Below are 25,893 nucleotides of genomic sequence, written 5' to 3' on the forward strand. Positions count from 1 at the left end.
TACGCTCCATTCCACCCTGTTTCCAAACTGGTTTTTCCCAATCAAAAAAAGCCTGAACGATTAAAAGTTGTGAACTCTCAATTGTTCAGGTATAGTAGGGGCTGAACTACTTATGTCTCAATCTCTTATAGGATGAGCTATTCGTTATTATTCAGTTGGCTAATTAATACATCTTTAACGTCTTCTTGTGATAACCCTTTCCAAAACAGGGTACCGTTAATCAACAAGTCTACATGCAAATGTAATTCTGTATTATCTTTTTGCACCTCTCCGCTTGTACCAGAATTTCCAACGTAGCCGATTAGCGTATCTTTTGTAATAGTATCACCCACGTTTAACTCTTCATCGACTTGATCTAGATGAGCAAATCGCGCCTGCATGCCATTGTCATACTGAATCCATACTTGTCTACCACGTAGCTTATCCAGGATATAAGCAGGAGTCTTTTGAACCTCTTTACAATATGCTAAATCTTTGTTTCGTTGCTCCACGGATTCATACGGCTTATAATTATGATCCACTCGTACCACTTTGCCTTTTCCCATTCCATACACTTCAGTTTCTTTATTGACAACTACGCCCGCTGAGTATGTATACCAGTCTAACCCTTCATGGAAACCATGGCGATATGTACGATCAGCTCCTGGCAAATGAGATGGAAACGTATCAGCTTTAGCGTTTTCTAGTGGTGGTGTTAACCCACTCATATACTGCATCACTTCTTCTCTTGTAAACTGCTTAGTACTAACTGCTTGAGCTGCTTCTTCGCTTGATTGAGATGACTTTAAAATAGCATACGCTGCTTTAAGTTTAACGTAGCTAGGTTCTTGTTTTTCTAAGAACGATGCTGATATAAACGCTCGATTGTTTTGAATGAAAAAATCTTGTTCAGCGAGTGGAAAAAGTTCATTATTAATTTGGACGACGGGAACATTTTCAATAAACATATAAACGTTATCCGCGACAACAAGCTGAAGCTGACGGTCGACCGGGCTGTATGTAGAATCATAAGCCGCCGATTGAATCGTCATATCTAAATAGGCCTTTCCTTCCCTGTATACATATCCTGCTTTTTCTTCCGTGCTTAACTTCATAAATAAAAAAGCGGTACATGCCATTAAAACAACTACCGTAAGCCACACTCTTTTTTTCATACGGACTCCCCTTTCTATTATTACGTCATTTTGTCCTCTTTGACATTGTCTTAAACGAAAGATGAATCGTACTGCACGAGGAAAGTGTAAAAATGGTTTCATGTATAGTAAAAAAGGTTAAAAGAGAAACTGTACATAAGAGGTTTTTTCACGAAAGGAGTGCGAGCTAATTGAAAAAGCTGACGCCAGTGTTTCTGTTTTCTGTGATTATTGCGGCTTTGTTTATTATTTGGGGAGTCATTCCAGAAAGCACGCTAGGAAATGCCGCTTTAACGCCTGTTACCAGTGCTATTCATCAATTTATTATTGAAAAATTCGGTTGGTATTACCTATTAGCTGCTACCCTATTTTTAGGCTTTACACTATTTTTAATTTTTTCACGGTATGGAAATATCAAATTAGGTAAGACAGAGGATGAACCTCAATATAGTTATATATCCTGGTTTGCCATGCTGTTTAGTGCAGGGATGGGGATCGGTTTAGTATTCTGGGGCGCTTCTGAACCTATTAACCATTTTCATACCCCACCTTCTGGAGATGGAAATACAGCAGAAGCCGCTCGAGCAGCAATGCGATATTCTTTTTTTCATTGGGGATTACATCCTTGGGCTATTTATTCAGTGCTTGCTTTGGCACTTGCGTACTTTCAATTTCGTAAGGGATATCCTTTTGTAATTAGCAATATTTTACGTCCTCTTTTAGGTAAGCGCGTAGACGGAGGGTTAGGTACTCTTATTAACGTTATCTCCGTGTTTGCAACTGTGTTTGGCGTAGCCACATCACTTGGGTTAGGAGCCATTCAGATTACAGGTGGAATGGCTTACTTATCTCCAGCCATTGATAACAACTTTACTACACAGCTAATCGTCATTATTATTGTTACGGTACTATTTATGTTATCCGCCCAAACGGGTCTTAATAAAGGAATTAAATATTTAAGTAACATTAATATCCTATTAGCTATTCTTTTAATGCTTTTCTTACTATTTGCGGGTCCTACAAACTTTATAATGGACTTATTCGTCACAACAATCGGGTCTTACATTCAGTATTTACCATCTATGAGCTTCCGATTAAGTCCGTTTGATAACAACACGTGGGTTCAGGACTGGACGATTTTCTACTGGGCTTGGTGGATTGCTTGGGCTCCATTTGTTGGAACTTTTATAGCTCGCATTTCTCGCGGACGTACGATTCGAGAGTTTTTAATTGGTGTGTTAGCCGTCCCAACAATATTTGGTGGCCTATGGTTTTCTGTATTCGGTGGATCAGCCATTCATTTAGACTTCTTTAAAAACATACCAGTTATGGATGTCATTAACGAGCGAGGCTCAGAAGTAGCTCTGTTTTATGTATTAGAACAATTTCCATTAGGAACGGTTATGTCAATTATCGCTATTTGCTTGATTGCTACCTTCTTTATTACATCAGCCGACTCTGCAACATTTGTTCTCGGCATGCAAACGACGAATGGTGACTTAAACCCGTCAAATTCTGTGAAGTTTATTTGGGGTATGATTCAAACTTTAACTGCGGTTATCCTGCTTTGGACTGGTGGATTAGATGCGCTTCAGACAGCCGCCATTATTGCAGCATTGCCATTTTCAATCGTACTGGTACTCACGGTCTTCTCACTCATCAAATCGTTTAGAGAAGAATTAAAAAAAGCAGATGTACATCCTAAAAAAATTTAAGAAAAGAAGCATTCCCGTTTTCGGAATGCTTCTTTTACTATGTTATAATTTCACATTAAACGAAATAATCCTTTTATTATCATCTAATAAATAAAAAAATGACGGTGTAGCCTAGAAAAAAAACAAAGAGCGAGCTACACGTCACAAAGAACGCTTTTTTCTTCGAGTGTACATTCATTTTAGCAATTCCATATGCTAAATAGGCAAATACAAAGAAAAGAATAATTTTTGCTGTTAATTCATCACGTTTTGATAAAAGCTCAACTGTCGCATAGCCGCTCCAAATCATAAGCTGCAAGCTGTACAAAAAAGGTTTAACCATCGCTCATTCCTCACTTTTATAACGGCACTTACATCACTTATATGCAGCTTGACCACGTTTTACAACAAAAAAGCTCATGCCGGAGGCACGAGCTTTTTCATCTATTATTTTACAATGTGAATTGGGCTTCCGATTGCTACTTCAGCTGCTTCCATTGTAATCTCACCTAATGTTGGGTGAGCGTGAATTGTTAATGCAATATCTTCAGCAGTCATACCGCTCTCGATTGCAAGACCAAGTTCAGCGATCATGTCAGATGCACTTGGACCAGCAATTTGAGCACCGATTACAACGCCATCTTCTTTACGAGTGATTAGCTTTAAGAATCCTTCTGCAGCGTTAAGTGCAAGTGCACGTCCGTTAGCTGCGAATGGGAATTTAGAAGCTTGAATTGCTAAACCTTCTTCTTTCGCTTGTGCTTCTGTGTAACCCACGCTCGCAAGCTCAGGCTCAGAGAATACAACAGCTGGAATTCCTAAGTAATCAATTTCAGCTGGTTCACCAGCGATTGCTTCAGCAGCAATTTTACCTTCGTATGAAGCTTTGTGTGCAAGTGGTGGTCCAGAAACGATATCACCGATTGCATAGATGTTGCTTACAGATGTACGGCATTGTTTGTCAGTTTCGATTACACCGCGGTCAGTCATTTTTACGCCAACTTGCTCAAGACCAAGCTCGTCAGTGTTTGGACGACGACCAACTGTTACTAATACGTAATCAGCTTCAACTGTTTTTGCTTCTCCACCAACTTCAAACGTTACTTTAACGCCATCAGCAGTTTCTTCTACACCTTTAGCCATAGCTTTAGTGAAGATTTCAACGTTTCCTTTTTTCTTAAGGTTACGTTTTACAAGAGAGCTCATTTGTTTTTCGAAACCAGCTAAGATTTCATCAGCTGCTTCAACAAATGTTACTTCAGTTCCGAAGTTAGCATAAGCAGTACCAAGCTCAGTACCGATGTAACCTCCACCGATTACAACTAATTTTTTAGGAACTTCTTTAAGCGCTAATGCACCTGTAGAGTTGATTACGCGCTCAGAGAATTTGAATCCTGGAATCTCGATTGGACGAGAACCAGTTGCAAGAATTGCGTTTTTGAACTTGTACGTTTGTGCAGAATTTTCATCCATTACACGTACAGTTTCGCTATCCACGAAGTAAGCTTCACCTTTTACGATATCTACTTTGTTACCTTTAAGTAAACCTTCAACACCGCCAGTAAGTTTGTTTACTACGCCGTTTTTGAACTCTTGAACTTTTGTGAAGTCAACAGTTACATTTTCAGCAAAAATACCCATATCTTCTGAGTGTTTTGCTTCTTCAAAACGGTGACCTGCTGCGATTAATGCTTTTGAAGGAATACAACCAACGTTTAAGCACACACCACCAAGGTTACCTTTTTCAACGATTGTTACTTTTTGTCCTAGTTGAGCTGCACGAATTGCTGCAACGTAACCACCAGGGCCAGCACCAATGACAAGAGTATCAGTTTCGATTGGGAAATCTCCTACTACCATTTATTACGCCTCCATTAATAATAATTCTGGATCATTTAATAAACGCTTGATTTGGTTAAGAGCGTTTTGAGCTGTTGCACCATCAATGATACGGTGGTCAAAGCTTAGAGATAATGCTAATACTGGAGCAATTACAATTTCACCGTCACGTACAACTGGTTTTTCAGCAATGCGTCCGATACCTAGAATTGCAACTTCTGGGTGGTTAATTACTGGAGTGAACCATTGTCCACCAGCAGAACCGATGTTTGTGATTGTACAAGAAGCGCCTTTCATTTCAGCAGGAGCTAATTTACCTTCACGTGCTTTTCCAGCAAGGTCATTAATTTGGTCAGAAATCTCAAATACAGACTTGCGGTCAGCATTTTTCACTACAGGTACTAAAAGACCTTTTTCAGTATCAGCCGCGATACCGATGTTGTAGTAGTGTTTTTGGATTACTTCATCAGTAGAATCATCAATAGATGTGTTAAGAGCTGGGAACTTCTTAAGTGCAGAAGTTAATGCTTTAACAACATAAGGTAAGAATGTTAATTTAATACCTTGGTCAGCTGCTACTGATTTGAACTTCTTACGGTGTGCAACAAGTGCTGTAACATCAATTTCGTCCATTAATGTTACGTGAGGAGCCGTTTGCTTAGAGTTAACCATTGCTTTTGCAATTGCACGACGAATACCGCTCATTTTCTCACGAGTTTCTGGTAAGTCACCTTCTGGAATTGCTGTAGCTGTAGCTTTTGGTGCTGCCTCAGTTGCCGCTGGAGCCTCTTCAGTTGCTGTTGAAGCTGCTGCAGTTGAACTACCAGATAAGAAGCTATCGATGTCTTCTTTTACGATACGGCCGTTTTTAGCTGATCCTGGAACTGCTTTAATGTCTACGCCTTTTTCACGAGCATATTTACGAACTGAAGGCATAGCAATAACTTTGCGGTTTGGATCTACTTCAGCTTGTGGTTGCGCACTAGCTGCTGCTTTTTCTACGTCTTGTCCAGCTTCAGCTGTTGCTTGAACTTGCTCTTCTTCTTTTGGAGCTTCTTGTTTTGGCGCGTCGTCATGATCGTCGCCTTTGAATTTTAGATCTTCGTAACCAGGAGCATCAAAAGTTACGATAACTTGACCTACAGTTGCTACTGTACCTTCGTCAACCTTAACTTCTAATACTTTACCTTTTACAGGAGATGGGATTTCAACAACAGCTTTGTCGTTTTGTACTTCGGCAAGTACATCATCCTCATCGATTTCATCTCCAGCTTTTACGAACCATTTTACGATTTCACCTTCGTGGATACCTTCACCGATATCCGGCAGTTTAAATTCAAATGCCACGTGTCTTCAACCTCCTAGTTAGTTGCAATATGTTTAGTTGGTTTTTATACCTTATTTACAATAGAAATCAGCAAAATGCTGATTTCTATAGAGTAACAATCAATTAAAATTCAAGAACTTTTTTAGCAGTTGCTACAATATCCTTGTGGTCTGGTAACCAAACGCCCTCTGCTTGAGAGAATGGGAATACTGTATCTGGAGCAGCTACGCGTAATACTGGAGCTTCTAAGCTTAAGATTGCGCGGTCGTTGATTTCAGCTACAACGTTTGAAGCGATACCAGCTTGCTTTTGAGCTTCTTGAACAACAATTGCACGACCAGTTTTTTCAACTGATGCGATGATTGTTTCGATATCTAAAGGCTGAACTGTACGTAAGTCAACAACTTCTACAGATACGCCTTCTTTTTCTAATTCTTCAGCTGCTTTTAATGATGAATGAACCATTGCACCATAAGCGAAGATTGAAACGTCAGTACCTTCACGTTTTACATCAGCTTTACCAATTTCAATTGTATAAGCTTCTTCAGGTACTTCTTGACGGAATGAGCGGTATAATTTCATGTGCTCTAAGTAAACAACAGGATCGTTGTCACGAATTGCTGAAATTAAAAGACCTTTTGCATCGTATGGAGTTGAAGGAATTACAACTTTCAAACCAGGTTGAGATGCTACTAAACCTTCTAAGCTATCAGCGTGAAGTTCTGGTGTGTGTACGCCGCCACCGAATGGTGAACGGAACGTGATTGGTGCGTTCCAACGACCGCCAGAACGATAACGCATACGAGCTGCTTGACCAGAAATTGAATCAAGAACTTCAAATACGAAACCGAAGAATTGAATTTCAGGTACTGGACGGAAACCTTGAGTCGATAGACCAACAGCAAGACCGCCGATACCAGATTCAGCAAGTGGTGTATCGAAAACGCGATCTTCACCGAATTCTTGTTGAAGACCTTCAGTTGCACGGAATACTCCACCGTTTACGCCAACGTCTTCACCAAAAACTAATACGTTTTCGTCGTTTTTCATTTCTGTGCGTAACGCATCAGTGATTGCTTGAATCAATGTCATTTGCGCCATGGCTTACTTCGACTCCTTCTCTTTGTAGATTTCATACTGCTCTTTCAAGTTGAAAGGCATTTCTTCATACATGATATCCATTAAGTCTGTAACTTTTTGTTTTGGATAGTCATCTGCTTTTTTGATCGCATTTTTAATATCTTCTTTAGCTTGCTCGATTACTTTGTTTTCTTCTTCTTCATTCCAGATGCCTTTAGCTTCTAAGAATTTACGGAAACGTACTAGTGGATCTTTCTTTTCCCACTCAGTATCAAGCTCTGCTGTACGATAACGTGTTGGGTCATCTCCAGCCATTGTATGTGGACCATAACGGTAAGTTAATGTTTCAACTAATGTTGGACCTTCGCCGTTTACTGCGCGCTCACGAGCTTCGCTTACAGCAACATAAACTGCTAATGGATCCATTCCATCCACTTGTACCCCTGGGATACCTACTGCAGCTGCTTTTTGAGCAATTGTTTTAGCAGCAGATTGCTTTTCAACTGGTGTTGAAATCGCAAAGCGGTTGTTTTGAACAACAAAAATTGCTGGAGCTTTGAACGCACCTGCAAAGTTCATACCTTCGTAGAAGTCACCTTGTGAAGCTCCACCGTCACCAGTGTAAGTGATTGCTACTGCTTTTTTACCACGTTTTTTAAGACCTAATGCAACACCCGCTGCTTGAACGATTTGTGCACCGATGATAATTTGTGGTGAAAGTGCGCCTAAATCCTCTGGCATTTGGTTACCGTGGAAGTGACCACGAGAGAATAAGAACGCTTGGTATAATGGAAGACCGTGCCAGATTAATTGTGGTACATCACGGTATCCAGGTAAAATGAAGTCTTCTTTCTCTAATGCAAAATGAGATGCAATTTGAGAAGCTTCTTGACCAGCTGTTGGTGCATAGAAACCTAAACGACCTTGACGGTTCAATGAAATTGAACGTTGATCAAGAATACGTGTGTACACCATACGAGTCATTAGTTCTTTTAATTGTTCATCAGATAAATCTGGCATTGCTGATTTATTTACTACTTCGCCCTCTTCATTAAGAATTTGGAACGTTTGGTACTGCTCAGCAATTTTATCAAGTTGCTTTGATACATCAATAATAGCTTTTTTAGTTTTAGCAGCCATCTAAGTCACCTCTTCCTTTCATTTAAGCCTTACTTTTCAATGTGCTAATCAAACAAAAAAATACACATTGCTAGGATACCCAAAACAAGCACCTAAAAGTCATTTTTTGTCGACTAGAATTCCATTTGAGTCCGCTACGTATTTCAACATGTTTTATGTATTCCCGGGCGCACTCGATTCAAACATTTAAGTAAAAGGAAAGTTTAAGCGAAACTTTCATTCCGTTAAACTGTATTAATTATTTCAACAAAATGATTAATACAACACTTACTACGCTAAATAGTGTACACCACATTAAAACGGTTCGTCAATCTATTTACGCTTATAAATTTAAGCTTTTTGCCTTATTACACTTTTAAAAAATGTTAAATCCATCTGTGCTATTACACAAACATATCCTGTACTACTTGTCTTATAATAACCGTTTAAAAACCTGCTTAATATCACCGTTTAATTTCTTACAAACCCTTTGAATGAAAGCGTTTTACAGACTATTTAATTCATGTCGAATACTGTTGTATATCAAATCAAAAAACAGCCAATGCTTATTGCTTTGAGTGTTTCCTGCTTTTATTCTTGATCTGATTTCACCTTTTTGTAGAAGTTCTTTTTTTCTTCATTATAAGCATCCGTTGCTTGATTAAACTTTTCACTATTCTCCTGCACCTTTTGGTACATCTCATTAATAGAAGAAATTTGGTTTTCTAAATCGTTTAGCTTCACGTTTGTTTTTTGAAACATTGTGTATAGCTCTCTGTCTAACTCCACCGATTCTTCATACGAAGCATACATCAAGTCGTATGCCTTATAGCGACTTTCCATTAAAGAAGCGAGTTTGTTGGCTTGCTTCTTTATGTCTTCATCTTTTACCAGTTCGATTTTCTCTTTGGCTTTTTCAAACTCTTCTTTTGAACGCTGCATACTTTCCTGTTCTTTTACTAAATGTTCTTCTCGTTCATCTAATAATTGGAGCGCTTCGCTTGCTTTTTCGTCAACTTTTTCTTTTTCTTTCATTCCAATTGATAAGATTTCTTCATATAGAACATTTTCTTTTTCTTCGAGTGCCGTCATCGGTTGCTGCTCTTTTATAAACTGCTTCTCTTGATCAGCGACTTTCTCAAGCGCTTTATAAACTTCTAGTTCGTCTCCGCTTTCTGCTGAACATCCTGCTAAAAGCATCATACTTATACCTATTGCACTTACTATTTTTTTAGTCTTCATACCTGGTAAATCCTCCCTTATACCAGCACTATTTTATCTTTATTGCCCGAATTAAGCAATTCATCTACACCATTTTATTATCTTTTAATATATTATACTAACCCATCAAGAAAAAACGGTTAAATCGTTTGTGTTTTTTTGGGATTCTGTCTGTTCAGGAGTGTGTTAGTTATGTATTACGGAGGATATGGATACGGATGTGGCGGTTCAAATAAAGAATTCGTTCTTTTAATTGTGCTATTTATTTTACTTGTTATTATTGGCTGCAGTTGGGGCGGCTGTTAATTAGTTAACAAAGAGAAAGTCAAGTGGCTTTCTCTTCTACATATAGCAACTCGGATGACTTTTCATATGTCTTTTGATACACTTTATAGTACTAAACTGACAAGTATATGTCATAACTATTAGTACCATATATCGTTAGGGAGATGTGAACAGTGATTACAATGGATAAAATTATTAGGGATGGCCACCCTACTCTGCGCAAAGTAGCACAAGAAGTAAAGCTTCCAGCAACAGCTGAAGATAAAGAAACGCTTAGACAACTACTTGAGTATGTTCAAAACAGCCAAGACCCTGAAATTGCAGCCAAGTATAATTTACGTCCTGGAATTGGATTAGCTGCTCCTCAAATCAACGTATCAAAGCGAATGATTGCTATTCAAGCACCTGATGAGCGTGGAAACGTGCAAAGCTACGCCCTTTTCAACCCGAAAATTGTGAGCCACTCCGTTGAAAAAACGTATTTAACAAGCGGTGAGGGATGCTTATCCGTAGATGAAGAAATACCTGGATATGTCCCAAGGTACGCTCGTATTACTGTAAAAGGTACAACGCTAGAAGGAGAAGAGGTTAAAATCCGTTTGAAAGGCCTATTAGCTGTGGTCTTTCAGCATGAAATTGACCATCTTGATGGCGTTATGTTTTATGACCATATTAACAAAGCAGAGCCGTTTAAAGAACCTGAAAATGCAAGCCCTTATATGCGCTAAAAAAAGTAGGAACCCGTCCAGGTTCCTACTTTTCTGTTAAGACAGTAATCCTACAAGTTGAAGACCGTGTGCAATTCCGTTATCAGCTACGTCTTTTGTAATATAATTTGCCACTTCTTTTACTTCATCATGGGCATTTCCCATTGCTACGCCATTTCCTACGTACGAGAGCATTTCAATATCATTTAAGCCATCGCCAAATGCATACACATTTTCTTTCTTATAGCCTAACTTATTGATCATAACCTCAATTCCCTTTGCTTTTGATCCACCAGCAGGAAGCACATCCGTTGAGAATTCATGCCAACGAATATAATCAAATTTTTTAAATTTTTCTTCGTAAGGCTTCTCTTCACCATCCGTACAGAAAAGAAGCGCTTGATAGATTTCGCGGTTTTCATAGTACAAAGGGTCATGAATTGGATGTGTGATGCCAAGCTTTAGCGTGCTAATGCTTGCTTCAATATGTTCATGAAATTCAATATTAGACCTCATATCATCATGATCTAAATAAACGACTGGATGATTTTTTTGAGCAGCAAACGCGGTGAGCGCTTGAAGCTCTTGTACGTCTAATGGATTTTGATACAGAACTTCACCATTTAATACGATGTACTGACCATTAAAGCTAATATATGTATCGATACCAAGCTCATCTCGAAGCTCTTTAAACATAAACGGTGCTCGGCCTGTAGCAATGGCTACTTCATAACCTTTTTCCTTGAGCTGATTTACCGCTTGCTTTGTTGACTCAGGTAATTTTTTATCATGATCTAACAATGTACCATCAATATCAAAGAACACTATTTTTTTGTCCATTGTTTCACCTAACTTTTCTATTTTTTTTCGTTTCTCACGCCATTATAACAAACCACTTCTACTTTCTCCATCTTTCCATATATAACCACGCAAGTCTATGCGCTTTTTTCATATACTACAACTATAAACATAGACAGGCATTCATCAGATATAAAGGAGATGAGATTCATGTTAAAAGATTTTCGAAAGCGCCTTTTAAGACGTTGGAATGAATTATTACGAAAAAAATCAATTGCTTAATTAACGATTTAAGGGCTTTCTATCAATACATTTGCAGAGCGTGTGTCTGCATCGTAAAATAGAATAGCCCTTATTTTCTATTTAAATAAGCAGTCCAGTCAGTCAATTTTTTCACATAGTCATAATTTCATATTAGCTATTCGTATAATTTTTCAATAAAATTTAAGTTTATCGATAGAAATCGTCCCTATTTTGCATTTAACGAATTGACTTGTGTTATTTTGATGTCTAAAATGTAGTGAAAGCAAGTTTCTTTAGAAAATACATGAAATACATACACATTTTATATTATAATAAAATAAGTTATTTGAATTTCGGATTTAAGGAGAGAATGAAGTTATGATTTTTAAAGTATATTTTCAAGAAAAATTAACAGAAGTACCAGTTCGTGAAAACACACAAACTGTTTATGTAGAAGGAGAGTCTGAACGCGACGTTCGTAAAAAGTTAAAAGCGCGTTCAATTAACATTGAATTTGTTCAACTAGTGGACGGAGACTACTTAGAATATGAGCAACACAGCGAAGATTTTAAAGTATTGGAGATATGATAAAAATGAAATTTGTAAAAAATAATCAGACGGCGGTATTCGCTCTAGGTGGACTAGGTGAAATCGGTAAGAATACCTATGCCGTACAGTTTCAAGATGAAATTATTCTTATCGATGCCGGAATTAAGTTTCCAGAAGATGAACTATTAGGTATTGATTATGTAATTCCTGATTACAGCTATTTAGTTAAAAACGCAGACAAAATCCGTGGACTTTTCGTAACACATGGTCATGAGGATCACATCGGTGGAATTCCGTATCTTTTACGCGAATTAAACATTCCAATTTATGCTGGAAAGCTAGCGTTAGGTTTACTACGCAATAAGCTGGATGAGCACGGATTACTTAGAACTGCACAGCTTCATGAAATTACAGAAGACGACGTTATTAAGTTTCGCAAGACGTCGGTAACGTTTTTCCGTACAACACACAGCATTCCTGATTCATACGGTATTGTTGTAAAAACACCAAATGGACAAATTGTACATACAGGTGACTTTAAGTTTGACTTTACACCAGTTGGAGAACCAGCGAACTTAACAAAGATGGCTGAAATCGGTAAAGACGGCGTACTATGCCTACTATCAGATAGTACAAACAGTGAAATCCCTAACTTTACAATGTCTGAGCGTCGCGTTGGTGACAGCATTCATGACATTTTCCGAAAAGTTGAAGGCCGTATTATTTTCGCAACGTTTGCATCTAACATTCATCGTTTACAGCAAGTTGTTGAAGCTGCTGTATTAAACAATCGTAAAATTGCTGTGTTTGGTCGCAGTATGGAAGCAGCAATTGATATTGGTCAGGAGCTTGGCTATATCTCTTGTCCAAAAGATACGTTTATTGAACCATCTCAAATCAATCGTATTCCTGCTAACCGCGTAACAATTTTATGTACAGGTAGTCAAGGTGAACCGATGGCTGCTTTATCACGTATTGCAAACGGTACACACCGTCAAATTCAGATTATCCCTGGGGATACAGTTGTTTTCTCTTCATCACCAATTCCAGGTAACACAGTAAGTGTAAGCAAAACGATCGATATGTTATTCCGTGCTGGTGCTGAAGTTATTCATGGTAAACTGAATGACATCCATACGTCAGGTCATGGTGGACAAGAAGAACAAAAATTAATGCTTCGCTTAATGAAACCAAAGTACTTTATGCCAATTCATGGTGAGTACCGCATGCAAAAGATGCATATCAAGCTAGCAACTGACTGCGGTGTTCAAGAAGAAAACTGCTTCATTATGGATAACGGTGAAGTATTAGCACTAAGCGAGAACGAAGCATCCGTAGCGGGTAAAATCCCATCTGGTTCTGTTTATATTGACGGAAGCGGCATTGGTGATATTGGTAATATCGTACTGCGAGATCGTCGTATTCTATCTGAAGAAGGTCTTGTAATCGTCGTTGTTAGCATTAACATGAAAGACTTTAAAATTGCAGCGGGTCCAGATATTATCTCACGTGGATTTGTTTACATGCGCGAATCTGGCGATTTAATTAACGATGCACAATCATTAATTACAAAGCACTTAAATAAAGTAATGGAGCGCCGTACATCTCAGTGGTCTGAAATTAAAAATGAAATTACAGACACACTAGCTCCATTCCTCTATGAAAAAACAAAACGTCGTCCAATGATTTTACCAATCATTATGGAAGTATAAGAAAAAGGATTCGCTTACGCGAATCCTTTTTACGTATGTTTCTTCTCTAAAATATTAATTCCAAGAGCCATTAATACCACTGTAATAATGCATAATAATAGGCTTGAGTACGCAATTTTTTGCCATGCATAATCATAGAGCACAACTTGCTTTAAAAGGTCCATTCCATATGTCAACGGTACGAACTTTGAAAGTGTCAGCATAACTGGAGATGTGACAATTTCAAGAGGCCAATATGCCCCTCCTATCATTGCCATACTCACTGCTAATAGAGGAATAAGCACGTGATACTGAGCAATACCGATGTTAAGTCGTCTTTTCATTCCTCCAGAAAAGATTTTCACACGATCATGCTGGCGGTCGGTTAAGCTAATCATGTTTAAAATCTCATCCACTTTTTCAGCTAGCTGTTTTCCTTTCATTCTTTGGGTTCTTCCAAAAAAGTCGAGATTTTCTCTTGCCGTTAATTCATCATATAAAGCTAGCTCTTGAGGAACAACGCCCAGTATTTGTCTCATATGAATTGGATCTTCTACGCTGCTTTTCCCGTTGATACGTATGCCACCGCTTGACGGTTTAATAAGAGAAGAAATCAAAGAAATGGTCGTTGACTTTCCTGCACCGTTTGGCCCTAATAATCCAATTGTTTCGCCACGTTCTAAAAACAAGCTGATGTTATTTACTACTTTCGCTTTTTTGTATGCTTTACTTAGTTCGATGACTTCTAACATAAGGCTTCACTCCTTTATTTTCTTTCTTACTTCATCTTATAAATTCAACACTTCCTTCACCACTTACTTCCGTCACTTCTTCTATTCCAAACTATGACCTCCGTCACATGACAAAAAATCTTCTGACCTCTTGTCAGAAGATTTCTTCACGCTAAGTGATTTTTCACAGCATAAATAGCCAGCTGCGTGCGGTCACGCAGCTCTAGCTTATGTAAAATTTGCGTAAGATGATTTTTAACCGTTCCAATTGATAAATAAAGCTCTGCTGCAATTTCCTTGTTCGTTTTCCCTTCTCCTACAAGTTTGACTAACTCTCTTTCTCTTTTTGTAAGTTCAATCTGTATAGGGTCTGCTGCTTCTTTTCTTAATAACCTTGGCATAATTTTAGCCGTTACGTGATCATGAATACTTAAACCACCGTTCATACAACTATGAATGGATTGAATGAGATGCTCGGGGTCAGCCGTTTTTAGCATAAACCCATTTGCTCCATATTGAAGAGCCTGCATAGCATACTCTTCATCATTAAAGGTCGTTAGCATTAATACCCGTATTGTTGGCCACTGCGCTTTTATCTTCTGGGTGGATTCAATTCCGTTCATAATTGGCATTGATACGTCCATAATCACAAGATCAATCATATGACGCTCCAGCTGCTCTAACGCTTCTTTTCCATTACTCGCTTCTGCTCGCACGCACAGAGCAGCATCTTGTTCAATCATCATTTTAATTCCTGAACGAACAATGCTTTGATCTTCCACAAGTAAAATATGAATCAAGTAAACTCACCTTCTTTGTATCCCTTAATTTAGTTTAATGATGCCTTCTATAGAAAAATGTTCAGGTGTTTGCAAGTAGCTTACTTGTCCTCGGATACTTTCAATCCGCTGCTTTAATGCCTTTAACCCAAACCCTTCTTGAAAAGGAGGTGCATCAGGTGCAATGCTGTTTTTTATTTTGAAAGATAAATCTCCTACTGGTGATAGCATTAGAGTAATTGCTAATTCTCTTGAACTACCGTGACGCATTGCGTTTGTAAATCCCTCTTGAATAGCGCGATATAACGCGACGCTTTGAGTATTGGACAGCGTCAGTGATAATACTCGCTGCTTCACTGTAAACGAAACATTCATATGACTCTCTGATTCTAACTTTTTAATTAAATGAACAATGGATGCTACTCCCTGTAAGGTTGATTTATCCAACTCCTTTACAGCATGACGTGTTTCGGCTAAGCTTTCTTCTGCTAACCGTTTTAATTGGTCTAGCTGTACATTTTCTAACTCTTGACTCATCTTTAACACTTGAATATTTAGTAATAAAGCCGTTAATTTATGGCCAACAGAATCGTGAATATCTCGAGCAATTCTTGTTCTTTCTTCATTTCGAGCCGCTTTATCTGCCTCCAAACTCATTCGTTTAAGAGAGCGATATTCACCTCTAAGCTCATCATATAAAAGCTGTTTTTGTTGCTTTTCTTCCCTACTTACACCTAATTGATACAAAACAACCCCAATTAGCACAGTTATGATAATGGTTGGTAGTAATAAGGCCTCTAACTTAATCCAGGTTAAAAGTAAAAAAGCAATCAGTGTACATCCAGCATAAATTCGAAAAGAAAGTCCCTTCACTTCACTGGCTGCTTCAACACTAACATACAGAAAAAGAGCCATTAAAAGTGGGGAGAACGATAAGAAGAACCCTAAGCTTGTCAGAACCAACACTTGACACATTTGATTTCCTAGCTTCTGCCTCCACAGTGGTTTTGTAAAATAAATAAGCATGGACAGAAAACTTAAAAAAAGTAATCCAAGAATATTTACGCTTTGATATATTGAAAAAAAAGGGCAGTCCATATCGCTAAAAACATAGTAGTTTGCACTAAAAAAGTTTTCATCTTGCATTCCTCCGCTTACTATTGTACTAACAAACCACCAATAAAATCCATATTTTCTATAAATACATAGCAAAAACCTGCTTCCAATGCTGAAAGCAGGTTTTCATTACATATCTGCGAATTTATTCTCAAATCGATTAATATTTACATCTGCACCAATAACAATTAAAATGTCACCCTGTTTGATTGACTCTGATGCTTGTGGAGAGACAATAATATCTTGGCTTCTCTTAATTGCAACAATATTAATACCATATTTAGCACGAATATCTAAGTCGATAAGCGTATTTCCCGCCATTTTTTTACTCGCAACTAGCTCAACAATACTGTGCTCATCAGATAGCTCTAGATAGTCAAGTACGCTATTGGAAATCATACTATTGGCAATTCTTCTTCCCATATCACGTTCTGGATGCACAATAAAGTTAGCTCCAATTTTCGATAATACCTTAGCATGATAATCATTTTGCGCTTTTACCGTAATTTTCTTTACGCCTAGCTCCTTTAAAATCAGCGTGGTTAAAATGCTTGCTTGAATATTATCACCAATAGCTACTATGACATGATCAAAGTTACGAATGCCTAAACTTTTTAGTACACCTTCATCCGTAGAGTCTCCCACTACGGCATGTGAGGCAACGCTCGCATACTCATTTACTTTCTCTTCATCCGTATCAATAGCCAGTACTTCCATACCTTGATCACTTAATGTTTTACAAATGCTACCGCCAAATCTCCCTAATCCAACTACTGCAAATTCCTTTTTCATGAAAAATCCTCCATGTAGTAACAAGTGAAGTCCATATACTACTTTATTTTACCATAATGTAAGACTTCTTTTCTCTATACATGTCAGCTTACAGAAAAAAAGCTGCGGATTTCCACAGCTTTTAGATTTCCCTTTACTTTTTCTCTACAGCATGACCACCGAATTCATTTCGAAGAGCAGCTACAACTTTCCCGGTAAAGGTATCATCTTCTAATGAACGATAGCGCATCATTAGTGAAAGCGCAATAACCGGTGTTGGAACTTGTAAGTCTAAAGCTGATTCAACCGTCCATTTTCCCTCTCCAGAAGAATGCATCACGCCACGGATATCATCCAAACGAGGATCTTTTGAAAAGGCACGTTCCATCAGCTCAATTAACCACGAGCGGATAACAGAACCATTGTTCCATACTCTCGCAACAGCTTCATAGTCATAATCAAACTGACTTTTTTCCAACACATCAAACCCTTCTGCAATTGCTTGCATCATACCATATTCAATTCCATTATGTACCATTTTCAAGAAATGGCCGCTTCCTGCATCTCCTGCATACAGATAGCCTTTTTCCACATTTATATCTTTAAAAATAGGTTCAATGTGGGCGAAAGCTTCCTTATCTCCACCAATCATCATGCAGGCTCCATTTCGTGCTCCTTCCATTCCACCGCTGGTTCCGACATCAAAGAAGTGAATCCCCTTTTGATGAGCTTTTTCAGCACGACGAACAGAATCTTGGTACTTTGAGTTTCCACCATCTATAATAATATCTCCTTCATCAAGCAGGCCTTGAAGCTCATTTATTACCTTTTCTGTAAGATCTCCCGCCGGTACCATCACCCAAGCTACTTTTGGCTTTTCTAATTTTTTAACTAATTCTTCTATTGAGTGAGCCCCCACAGCTCCTTGTTCTTCCAACGTTTTAACCGCTTCTTTATTCACGTCAAATGCTACAACTGCATGGTTGTGTTCCATCAAGTTTAGCGAAAGGTTCGCTCCCATTTTTCCCAGACCAATCATTCCAATTTGCATATAAATTCCTCCTTCAATACTAAATTATTGTTAGTATGATATAAATTCGTCATCTTCAAACGTATTTTCTACTTTCTAAACAAAACATAAAAAACACTGATGTCTACTTTTTAGAAACACCAGCATTTATATATTTTCACTTAGCTTTAACTAATTCTTCAGCCGAACTTTAGCTGTAAGAAAGCTTTTATCTTTGCCCTAAGCTTTTTTATAACGTAGCTTGTCCTGGTTTCCAGTTTGCAGGACAAAGCTCCCCAGTTTGTAAAGCGTGTAATACGCGCAGCGTTTCATCTACATCTCGGCCAATGTTATTATGGTTGACAACAGCGTACATCAGTTCTCCTTGAGGATTAATAATAAATAAGCCACGTAAAGCTACGCCTTTTTCTTCAATTAAAACGCCATATTCACGTGAAACAATATGATTTGTATCTGCAGCTAAAGGATAGTTAACTGGTCCTAATCCGTTGTCTCGTCGATCTGATTTAATCCAAGCTAAATGCGTATGAATAGTATCTGTTGAGACGCCAATTACTTCTGCCTCTAACTTTTTAAACTCATCGTATCGATCTGATAAAGCCGTAATCTCAGTTGGACACACTGTTGTAAAATCCATAGGATAAAAGAACAGAACCGTCCATTTATCTTGTTTCATATTTTCTTCTAAGCTTACTTTTCCAAACTCTTTATTCGGCAATACTGCTTCCATTTCAAAGCGTGGGGCCTGCTTGGCTACCATGCGTTCTGGCATGAATCATCCCTCCAACATAATAATAAACTCAGGTTTATTCTGCTCTTCATTTAAATACAGTAAATTATACCTATTAATTCGTTATAAACTACATGAAATAGGACGACATACATGTTATGCCCTATTTTTATCTAAGATAAACGAACTTTTTTTGCTCATTTCTAGAAAAAATAACGTTAATGACTTGCAAAAAGGGACAAATTAAGTTTAGCATGTCTAATAGCGGGAATAAATTAATGTACTGAAAGAGCCAGAAACTAAGCAAGTTTTTACATTACATATGGTTATCTTCTTCATTTATTTCCAGTTAAGGATTTATGTTTAGAAAGGATGAATTTTTTATGTTGAATTTTTCAGAAGTCAATTGGGAACAACTTCTGACAGTTGCAGGGGTAGTTGCGTTAAAACTTATCCTCATCTTAATTGGTTTCTTAATCGTACGTTCCATTGGAACTCGTATTATTGATCGTTCTTTTAACCGTATGATGGAACGTGATAGCGTGTCAAAAGGTAGAGCACTTACGCTTAAAAGCTTAATGGTAAATGTATTTTCATACGTTCTTATCTTTATTGTTATTGTAATGTTACTTGAAACTGTTGGCGTGCAGGCAACAGCGCTTCTTGCCGGTGCTGGAGTCGTGGGATTAGCAATTGGTTTTGGCGCGCAAGGACTTGTGAGCGATATTGTTACAGGATTTTTCTTACTACTTGAGAAACAAATTGATGTGGACGATTATGTAACAACAGGGAGCTTTTCAGGCATTGTTGAATCTGTAGGACTTCGTACAACTCAAATTCGCGGATTTGACGGAACATTACACTATGTGCCAAATCGTGAGATTACAAGCCTAAGCAACCACTCTCGTGGAAATATGCGTGCGCTTGTAGACATTGGCATCTCATATGATGACGATATTGATCGCGCAGTTTCTATTTTACAAGAAGTATGTGATCGTATTGCACAAGAAGATGAAAACATTGTAGATGGACCAAACGTTCTTGGTGTTCAGGGGCTAGGTGCATCAGACGTTGTACTACGAGTAGTTGGAAAAACGAAAAATGGCGAGCAATGGGGAGTAGAACGTAAGCTTCGTAAAGCGTTTAAAGAAGCATTTGACGCGCATGGAATTGAAATTCCTTTCCCACACCAAGTATACGTTGAAAAGCCGACTGGTGAATCACCACAGCCCGCTAAAGATAACGGATAACGAAAAAACCCTGGAAGTTTAGCTTCCGGGGTTTTCTTATGCAATGCCTTTCATTTCGAAATAGCGAGTAATAAGAGAAATGGCTACCTCAATTGCCTTCTCATCAGGCTGAAGCTTTGAATGATGAAGACCATAAGGAGAATTTACTCCAAGCCAAAACATAAAGCCAGGAATCTCTTTTAACATGTAACCAAAATCCTCTCCCGTCATCGCTTTTTGACACTCAATAACCTCAACTTCTTCTTGAGCTCTAGCAAATGTCATAAATTCCTTTGTCATATCATGATTGTTGTAAACTTGATGATACATACAACCATAATCAATGACTGTCTCACACTGATAACCTACTTCCACACCTTTTACAATAGCCTCAATCCGCTCTTTAACACGTGCCATTGACTCAGGAGATAGCGTACGAATGGTTCCTTCAATGCGAGCGCGCTCAGCAATAATATTTTGAACCGTTCCAGCAGTAATTTTGCCAACGGTAATAACAGCACTATCTAATGGATCAACGTTTCTAGCAACGATTGTTTGTAGCTGTGAAACCAATTGACAAGCGGCTACCACCATATCATTTGTGTTATGTGGGTATGCTGCATGTCCTCCTTTTCCTTTTAAATCAATAAACAGTTCAGATGTGTTCGCAAATAAAATGCCTTCTTTCACCGCAATTGATCCTACTGGATATTCAGGAGCAATGTGTAGCGCAACAATTTGATCAGGCTTCCACTCTTTCATAATCTCGCTTTCAAGCATTGGCTGAGCTCCCCCCGGCCCCTCTTCAGCGGGTTGAAAGATAAACAGCAAGTTATCATCAATTGGATGGTTTGCAAAGTGTGTTAGAATGCCTAAACCAATACTCATGTGAAAATCATGACCACAAGCATGCATTAAACCTTCATGAGTGGACGAAAACTCATACTCAGTTTCTTCCGTAATTGGGAGACCATCAATATCAGCTCGATAGCCGATTGTTTTCGTTGGTTTTTTCCCTTTCACTTTCACAAAGATGCCGGTTTTCCACGTTTTAATTTCAAGGTGTTCTTGAGGAAGACTTTCAATATAGCGTAGTAAAAACGCTTGCGTTTTTACTTCTTGAAAGCCTAGCTCAGGTATTTTATGTAATTCTCTGCGCAAAGCAGCAAATTGAGAAATGTCCACGTACCAAAAATCCTCCTTATAGTTAAGAAAGCGTGGTTGCCCACGCTTTCTGTGTCTTTCGCTTATTAGTCGTTTAGTTGACGAAGCTCTTGTTTGATTTCAGTTTTTGATTTTGTTTTTTCGTCAATTTCTTTAATAACACGAGCTGGTGTACCTGCTACTACCGTATATGGTGGTACATCTTCAACTACGATTGCACCAGCGGCAACAACTGCACCTTTACCTACTGTTACACCTTCTAGAACAACTGCGTTTGCACCAATTACAACATCGTCTTCAACAACAACTGGTTTTGCAGAAGGTGGCTCAATTACGCCAGCTAATACTGAACCTGCACCGATGTGACAGTTTTTACCTACTGTTGCACGTCCACCCATTACAACGTTCATATCGATCATTGTACCTTCACCGATTACAGAACCGATGTTGATTGAAGCACCCATCATAATAACAGCATTGTCTCCAATTTCAACTTGATCACGAATGATTGCACCTGGCTCAATGCGCGCTTTGATATTTTTCATATCTAAAAGCGGAATTGCAGAGTTACGACGATCGTTTTCGATAACGTAATCTTCTACTTTTCCTTCGTTTGCTTCAATTACAGCTTGAATTTCTTTCCATTCACCGAATACAACACCTGTGTTGCCAGTTACGAATGTTTTAGAAGAAGCGCCGAAGTCGATTCCTTCTAAATCACCTTTTACATATACTTTTACAGGTGTTGATTTTGTGCTGTTTTGAATAAATGAAATAATTTCGTTTGCATCCATCATTTTCATATTATGTATTCCTCCTAAGTTAGCATTTGCTTCATTTTACTAATGTAACAAAATGAGTTCCACATGACAAGTTAGAAGTCACGTAATTTTCTCATTTTTTCACATAATGCGTAGATGTATTATGATAGCTCTTTTTCTTGCTGTTCTTTGATATACTCTTTGACAATTTCCATAAATGCACGCACTTGTTTCAGCTTAAACGCTGACTCATATCCTACTAACCAAGTATCTCTAGTAATCGGCTCTTTATTTTCTTTTAATAGTGGAATGCGATGTAAGTGCTGCGCATCTTTCACAGCAATTGACGGTAAAATGGCAAAACCCAGACCGTTTAAAGCCATTTGTTTACACGTCTCAATTTGGTCTACAACAATCGTTCGCTTTGGAGTTGTATGAAACTCCCTGTGCCACCAATCGAGTATTTCTTGATAATAGGTGGAATCACTTTTAAATTGAATAAACGGTCGATCATTATTTGGTACCTCAGAGGCATCTTCAATTTCAGTATCTACTAAATATAAAGGGTCGGTAAAGAGATGTTCCTTTACACCTTTCCATTCGGGATTTCCTCGAATAATTCCGATATGAACTTCATCTTCGTAAATATAGCGAAGCATTTCGCTGCTCCATCCCGTTACAAGGGAAATCTTTGCATGGGGGTATTTATCCATATACTTTTTTAAAACCGCTGGCAGCCAATGCTGGCCGATAATGGAGGCTACAGCGAGCTTTAACGTACCGTATACTTCGGTGTCTAAATGATGAAGATCTTCTTTTACTTGGTCTTCTTTTTCAACAACTTCCTTTGCAAACTGCACAATTTTTTCACCAGCTGGTGTTAAAGAAAGACCTTTTTGGGAACGGATAAAGATTTGAGTATCCCATGCCCGCTCAATTGTTTGCAGGCGCTGTGATAAAGCTGGCTGCGATACAAATAAGCGCTCAGCTGCTTTTCTCATATTTAATTCTTGGGCCAATACGACAAGCATGCGACATTCTACTAATTGCATTTTGCTATTCCTCTCAACACATTGTTTTACTTTTTCACCTTCTAATCATATAAAAAAATGCTTCAGAAAGATAGACAAAAGTTATTTATTGTCAAGATTCTTTTTAACTTTTTATATAAAATGAAGGACGTTTAGTATATCAGTTATTTTTGACATATAAAAAGCCTTGGATACACGTAAATGTGCATCCAAGGCTTTAATTCGAATCATCGACAATTTACAGATCTAAGCTGATTAATGGCTTCATTAATGAATTAATTCAAAAATCTCAATTGCAATCATGTCAATATTATCAAATTGATAAACGCTTGGCTTCTCGCCATCTTGATATACTTCAAGTTCAAACGTTTCAGTTTTCGCATGATATTTCACGCTACAAATTCGTTTTCCATCTACTTCGAAGAAGCGTTGTGGTGCTTCACTTCCACTTGCTTGCTCACGGAGATTCACAAGACGAGTTAAAATACCTTGTAATTGTGACATATAATCTCTCCTTTCAACGATTACATCATTACTTACCCTATTTAAGGCTTGTTTATTCATTCTCATTTCTTCAGCATGAATCCTCATGCATAAAAGACACCATTTCACTATATGCCACATATAGAAAAAACACAAGTACTTTACATGAATTTTCGTAAGAAATTGGCTTATTATGGCGCAGTTTGTCGTTTTTGATTATAATATCATATTATACAATAAGGAGTTTTAAGATGAAAAACGTAGAGTTATATACACAACCAGCTTGTCCACCGTGTGAAATTGTTAAACTGTTTTTAAAACACAATAATATTTCATATAAAGAATATGACGTTTCCAAAGATATAGCAGCTAGAAATCGTATGATTGACGTATTTCAATCGTATTCAACACCAACTGTTAAAGTCAACAATGATGTGGTAAAAGGTTTTGATTTACAAACACTAGAAAAACTTTTAGATCTTTCTTAAGTTAAACACTTTATGGGAAAAGGTTAGCTCGGCTTTTGATTACTATATGTAAATCCTGACACTTTCCATTTTCCTTCATGGCGAGTCAACGTCAGCATCTCATAATGCCCAACATAAGATACGGGGCCATCTTTTACAGCCGGAAAATATTCGAAGACGTAAGCTTTTTGCATAGATGGATGAACCGCTACCTTTGTCTGTTCATCATATGAAAAATACGGGATATAATGAAGAGCAAAATCAGAACCGTATACGGTATACCCCTGAGCTTCTTGAACCATATTGTCATCTAGAAATTTCTCTGCATAACTTTTTTCAAAATATGGAAGCAGTGTATTCATTGCTTTTTCCTTTGAATAATGCTCGTTCGTTAAACGAAGCTGTGCTTGAAATGCTTCATGTAGCGCAGTAAAGATTTCATTGCGCGTATCTCCGTCAACTTCAGCCTGGGCGGGCGTATACAAACACACTACACATAAAAATATGATTATGGATGCTACTACTTTTTTCATAAACGATCATCCCTTTCGTTTTAATTAGTAATAGCTTTCCTTCTTTTTAACCCCATATTCTTTCATTTTTAGAAATAAAAAAAAGCATGCCCCCAACTAAGAGTGGGCATGTTTTTTTATAATGCGTCTTTCTCATATAAAAAGGCGTATGAAATATCAATAAATAGATAATGACCGTTTTCAATTGGGTACGAAAAGGTTCGGATGTTCTCTCCTGTTTCAATATCGTTATATAAGTCCGATAAAATCCCACGTTGCTCATGATTCATTCGGATGATATTTTCGAGAAAATACGGACGCCAGCTCCAGTTTTTGTGAAGGTAATCTGGCTCAGCAATCCATTCATGTTCTTTCTTTAAGAAGTTTGATGAGCGCTGAAACCCATTCTCGTCGCATATATATACTCGAAAGCATGCGATTGAAAGCTCACTCGCAATATACTGAAGCATCTCGTCATAGCCTTCCATCTTGCGACATTGACTCATTAACTGCTGCATTTTCACTTCGAAACTCTCCGTTAATTCATAAATAGCCTGTAATTTTTTCTTTTCATGAGCAATAAACATTTCAAATTGATTTTTCAATTTATCTTTTAACAGAAACGGGTCAACCAACTCAGCTGATGGTTTATGTAAATAGAAACCTTGAAAGTACCTCCCGCCGTTACGCCATGCATATTGCAGCTGGTAAGAAGCCTCAATGTCTTCATACAGCAGGGTAGCTCCCATTTTACGCGCTAGCAATGATAACGAGTACAAAACGTCTTGATAAGACTGCGTCATAGCGGTTTGTCGTAAAATATGCAAATCTACTTTTAAGATATCTGGTGAAAGCAAACCAATGCGATCTAAGTTACTGCTTTCTTTACCGATATTATCAATTGCCACCTTAATGCCATACGTTTGATAATATTTCAACAAATGCTGAAGAGATTCAATATCACCATTAAAATTGTGCTCAGTAATTTCTAAAACAACTCGATTAAGTGATAACCCCTTTGTTTCAAAATACTGCAATAGTTCTAACAGTGATTCTCCATGGTCATTCATCAATAAATTGGGATTTTGATTAATAAAGATTAAAAACTCTTCTTTCTGCTCTAAAATGTGATTCAATGCTTTTGTTAAAACGGCATAATCCACTTCAATTCGATATTCATCCGGAATCGCATCATCGTGAAAAAAAGCTCCTAAACTTTCAATCTCGTCATCTTGTTTAATCCTTGCTAACACTTCATACCCAACAATCTTGTGTTCATCCGCACTAAAAATTGCTTGATAATATGGAAGGGTGTTCTCTATGTTTGTTAACACATCTAAAGGATCCATGACGTTCCCCCCTTATCATATAGATTCAATTCAATCCTCTTTCCAGACCTTTTG

27 protein-coding genes are annotated in these 25,893 nt (G+C 37.9%); 7 read left to right on the forward strand and 20 right to left on the reverse strand.

What is annotated here, in order from left to right; translation table 11 throughout:
• Positions 1–137 precede the first annotated feature (137 nt).
• Positions 138–1,154 carry a M23 family metallopeptidase gene (locus BFL01S_RS04230; RefSeq protein ID WP_061784970.1) on the reverse strand — a complete coding sequence of 339 codons (1,017 nt, stop codon included), beginning with the start codon at positions 1,152–1,154 and terminating at the stop codon, positions 138–140.
• Between the two features lie 170 nt (positions 1,155–1,324).
• Here BFL01S_RS04230 and BFL01S_RS04235 point away from each other — a divergent pair, with 170 nt between their 5' ends.
• Positions 1,325–2,848: a glycine betaine uptake BCCT transporter gene (locus BFL01S_RS04235; RefSeq protein WP_061784971.1), complete on the forward strand. Its 1,524-nt coding sequence runs from the start codon at positions 1,325–1,327 to the stop codon at positions 2,846–2,848.
• Between the two features lie 79 nt (positions 2,849–2,927).
• On the opposite strand, the gene BFL01S_RS04240 is transcribed toward BFL01S_RS04235, so the two are convergent.
• The 6 genes from BFL01S_RS04240 to BFL01S_RS04265 all read right to left on the reverse strand — a co-directional run bounded on the left by BFL01S_RS04240 (position 2,928) and on the right by BFL01S_RS04265 (position 9,434).
• Positions 2,928–3,170 carry a hypothetical protein gene (locus tag BFL01S_RS04240; protein WP_025909124.1) on the reverse strand — a complete coding sequence of 81 codons (243 nt, stop codon included), beginning with the start codon at positions 3,168–3,170 and terminating at the stop codon, positions 2,928–2,930.
• A 104-nt stretch (positions 3,171–3,274) separates the two neighbouring features.
• A complete protein-coding gene (gene lpdA / locus BFL01S_RS04245) occupies positions 3,275–4,687 on the reverse strand; it encodes a dihydrolipoyl dehydrogenase (protein ID WP_025909125.1) in 1,413 nt (470 codons plus the stop codon).
• Positions 4,688–4,690: 3 nt separating this feature from the next.
• The gene (locus BFL01S_RS04250) at positions 4,691–6,013 is read right to left on the reverse strand and encodes a dihydrolipoamide acetyltransferase family protein (RefSeq protein WP_025909126.1); all 1,323 of its coding nucleotides are present in this window, start codon (positions 6,011–6,013) and stop codon (positions 4,691–4,693) included.
• Between the two features lie 103 nt (positions 6,014–6,116).
• Positions 6,117–7,094, reverse strand: coding sequence for an alpha-ketoacid dehydrogenase subunit beta (locus BFL01S_RS04255; protein WP_025909127.1), 978 nt, complete (start codon positions 7,092–7,094; stop codon positions 6,117–6,119).
• Between the two features lie 3 nt (positions 7,095–7,097).
• Complete coding sequence (gene pdhA / locus BFL01S_RS04260; protein WP_025909128.1) at positions 7,098–8,213, reverse strand: pyruvate dehydrogenase (acetyl-transferring) E1 component subunit alpha; 1,116 nt, start codon at positions 8,211–8,213, stop codon at positions 7,098–7,100.
• A gap of 570 nt (positions 8,214–8,783) precedes the next feature.
• A complete protein-coding gene (locus tag BFL01S_RS04265; RefSeq protein WP_061784972.1) occupies positions 8,784–9,434 on the reverse strand; it encodes a YkyA family protein in 651 nt (216 codons plus the stop codon).
• A gap of 171 nt (positions 9,435–9,605) precedes the next feature.
• Here BFL01S_RS04265 and BFL01S_RS19860 point away from each other — a divergent pair, with 171 nt between their 5' ends.
• Complete coding sequence (locus tag BFL01S_RS19860) at positions 9,606–9,719, forward strand: YjcZ family sporulation protein (protein WP_076513034.1); 114 nt, start codon at positions 9,606–9,608, stop codon at positions 9,717–9,719.
• 152 nt (positions 9,720–9,871) lie between these two features.
• Positions 9,872–10,426, forward strand: coding sequence for a peptide deformylase (gene def, locus BFL01S_RS04270; RefSeq protein ID WP_025909130.1), 555 nt, complete (start codon positions 9,872–9,874; stop codon positions 10,424–10,426).
• A 36-nt stretch (positions 10,427–10,462) separates the two neighbouring features.
• Here def and BFL01S_RS04275 read toward each other — a convergent pair whose 3' ends face one another.
• On the reverse strand, positions 10,463–11,245 hold the full coding sequence (locus BFL01S_RS04275; RefSeq protein WP_025909131.1) for a Cof-type HAD-IIB family hydrolase: 783 nt from the start codon (positions 11,243–11,245) through the stop codon (positions 10,463–10,465).
• A 579-nt stretch (positions 11,246–11,824) separates the two neighbouring features.
• Here BFL01S_RS04275 and BFL01S_RS04280 point away from each other — a divergent pair.
• Both BFL01S_RS04280 and rnjA read left to right on the forward strand, forming a co-directional pair.
• Positions 11,825–12,034 carry a DNA-dependent RNA polymerase subunit epsilon gene (locus BFL01S_RS04280; protein ID WP_025909132.1) on the forward strand — a complete coding sequence of 70 codons (210 nt, stop codon included), beginning with the start codon at positions 11,825–11,827 and terminating at the stop codon, positions 12,032–12,034.
• 5 nt (positions 12,035–12,039) lie between these two features.
• Positions 12,040–13,707, forward strand: coding sequence for a ribonuclease J1 (rnjA, locus tag BFL01S_RS04285; RefSeq protein WP_025909133.1), 1,668 nt, complete (start codon positions 12,040–12,042; stop codon positions 13,705–13,707).
• Positions 13,708–13,736: 29 nt separating this feature from the next.
• Here the strand turns inward: rnjA and BFL01S_RS04290 are convergent, their stop codons facing one another.
• The 6 genes from BFL01S_RS04290 to BFL01S_RS04315 form a co-directional block, all read right to left on the reverse strand.
• Entirely contained in the window at positions 13,737–14,438 is a 702-nt protein-coding gene (locus tag BFL01S_RS04290; RefSeq protein ID WP_061784973.1) for an ABC transporter ATP-binding protein/permease, read from the reverse strand.
• Positions 14,439–14,584: 146 nt separating this feature from the next.
• The gene (locus tag BFL01S_RS04295) at positions 14,585–15,217 is read right to left on the reverse strand and encodes a response regulator (protein ID WP_025909137.1); all 633 of its coding nucleotides are present in this window, start codon (positions 15,215–15,217) and stop codon (positions 14,585–14,587) included.
• Positions 15,218–15,241: 24 nt separating this feature from the next.
• Positions 15,242–16,171 (reverse strand): sensor histidine kinase, encoded by a 930-nt coding sequence (locus tag BFL01S_RS04300; protein ID WP_169799839.1) that lies wholly within the window; start codon positions 16,169–16,171, stop codon positions 15,242–15,244.
• A gap of 270 nt (positions 16,172–16,441) precedes the next feature.
• Positions 16,442–17,104 carry a potassium channel family protein gene (locus BFL01S_RS04305; RefSeq protein ID WP_025909139.1) on the reverse strand — a complete coding sequence of 221 codons (663 nt, stop codon included), beginning with the start codon at positions 17,102–17,104 and terminating at the stop codon, positions 16,442–16,444.
• Between the two features lie 133 nt (positions 17,105–17,237).
• A complete protein-coding gene (gene gnd, locus BFL01S_RS04310) occupies positions 17,238–18,134 on the reverse strand; it encodes a phosphogluconate dehydrogenase (NAD(+)-dependent, decarboxylating) (protein ID WP_025909140.1) in 897 nt (298 codons plus the stop codon).
• A gap of 208 nt (positions 18,135–18,342) precedes the next feature.
• Positions 18,343–18,885 carry a peroxiredoxin gene (locus tag BFL01S_RS04315; protein ID WP_061784975.1) on the reverse strand — a complete coding sequence of 181 codons (543 nt, stop codon included), beginning with the start codon at positions 18,883–18,885 and terminating at the stop codon, positions 18,343–18,345.
• A gap of 341 nt (positions 18,886–19,226) precedes the next feature.
• Between BFL01S_RS04315 and BFL01S_RS04320 the strand changes: the two genes are divergently transcribed.
• Positions 19,227–20,093 (forward strand): mechanosensitive ion channel family protein, encoded by an 867-nt coding sequence (locus BFL01S_RS04320; protein WP_025909142.1) that lies wholly within the window; start codon positions 19,227–19,229, stop codon positions 20,091–20,093.
• Positions 20,094–20,129: 36 nt separating this feature from the next.
• Here BFL01S_RS04320 and BFL01S_RS04325 read toward each other — a convergent pair whose 3' ends face one another.
• The 4 genes from BFL01S_RS04325 to BFL01S_RS04340 form a co-directional block, all read right to left on the reverse strand.
• Positions 20,130–21,257 (reverse strand): N-acetyldiaminopimelate deacetylase, encoded by a 1,128-nt coding sequence (locus BFL01S_RS04325; protein ID WP_061784976.1) that lies wholly within the window; start codon positions 21,255–21,257, stop codon positions 20,130–20,132.
• Between the two features lie 65 nt (positions 21,258–21,322).
• Positions 21,323–22,039, reverse strand: coding sequence for a 2,3,4,5-tetrahydropyridine-2,6-dicarboxylate N-acetyltransferase (dapD, locus tag BFL01S_RS04330; RefSeq protein WP_025909144.1), 717 nt, complete (start codon positions 22,037–22,039; stop codon positions 21,323–21,325).
• A gap of 119 nt (positions 22,040–22,158) precedes the next feature.
• A complete protein-coding gene (gene ccpC / locus BFL01S_RS04335; RefSeq protein ID WP_025909145.1) occupies positions 22,159–23,049 on the reverse strand; it encodes a transcriptional regulator CcpC in 891 nt (296 codons plus the stop codon).
• A 246-nt stretch (positions 23,050–23,295) separates the two neighbouring features.
• Entirely contained in the window at positions 23,296–23,532 is a 237-nt protein-coding gene (locus BFL01S_RS04340; protein ID WP_025909146.1) for a YkuJ family protein, read from the reverse strand.
• A 230-nt stretch (positions 23,533–23,762) separates the two neighbouring features.
• Between BFL01S_RS04340 and BFL01S_RS04345 the strand changes: the two genes are divergently transcribed.
• Positions 23,763–23,999 carry a glutaredoxin domain-containing protein gene (locus tag BFL01S_RS04345; protein WP_025909147.1) on the forward strand — a complete coding sequence of 79 codons (237 nt, stop codon included), beginning with the start codon at positions 23,763–23,765 and terminating at the stop codon, positions 23,997–23,999.
• A gap of 23 nt (positions 24,000–24,022) precedes the next feature.
• Here the strand turns inward: BFL01S_RS04345 and BFL01S_RS04350 are convergent, their stop codons facing one another.
• Positions 24,023–24,511 carry a DUF3993 domain-containing protein gene (locus BFL01S_RS04350; RefSeq protein WP_025909148.1) on the reverse strand — a complete coding sequence of 163 codons (489 nt, stop codon included), beginning with the start codon at positions 24,509–24,511 and terminating at the stop codon, positions 24,023–24,025.
• A 116-nt stretch (positions 24,512–24,627) separates the two neighbouring features.
• Positions 24,628–25,839, reverse strand: coding sequence for an EAL domain-containing protein (locus tag BFL01S_RS04355; RefSeq protein WP_025909149.1), 1,212 nt, complete (start codon positions 25,837–25,839; stop codon positions 24,628–24,630).
• Between the last annotated feature and the right edge of the window lie 54 nt (positions 25,840–25,893).

The sequence above is a fragment of the Priestia flexa NBRC 15715 genome (genome assembly GCF_001591565.1).
Lineage (GTDB): Bacteria > Bacillota > Bacilli > Bacillales > Bacillaceae_H > Priestia > Priestia flexa.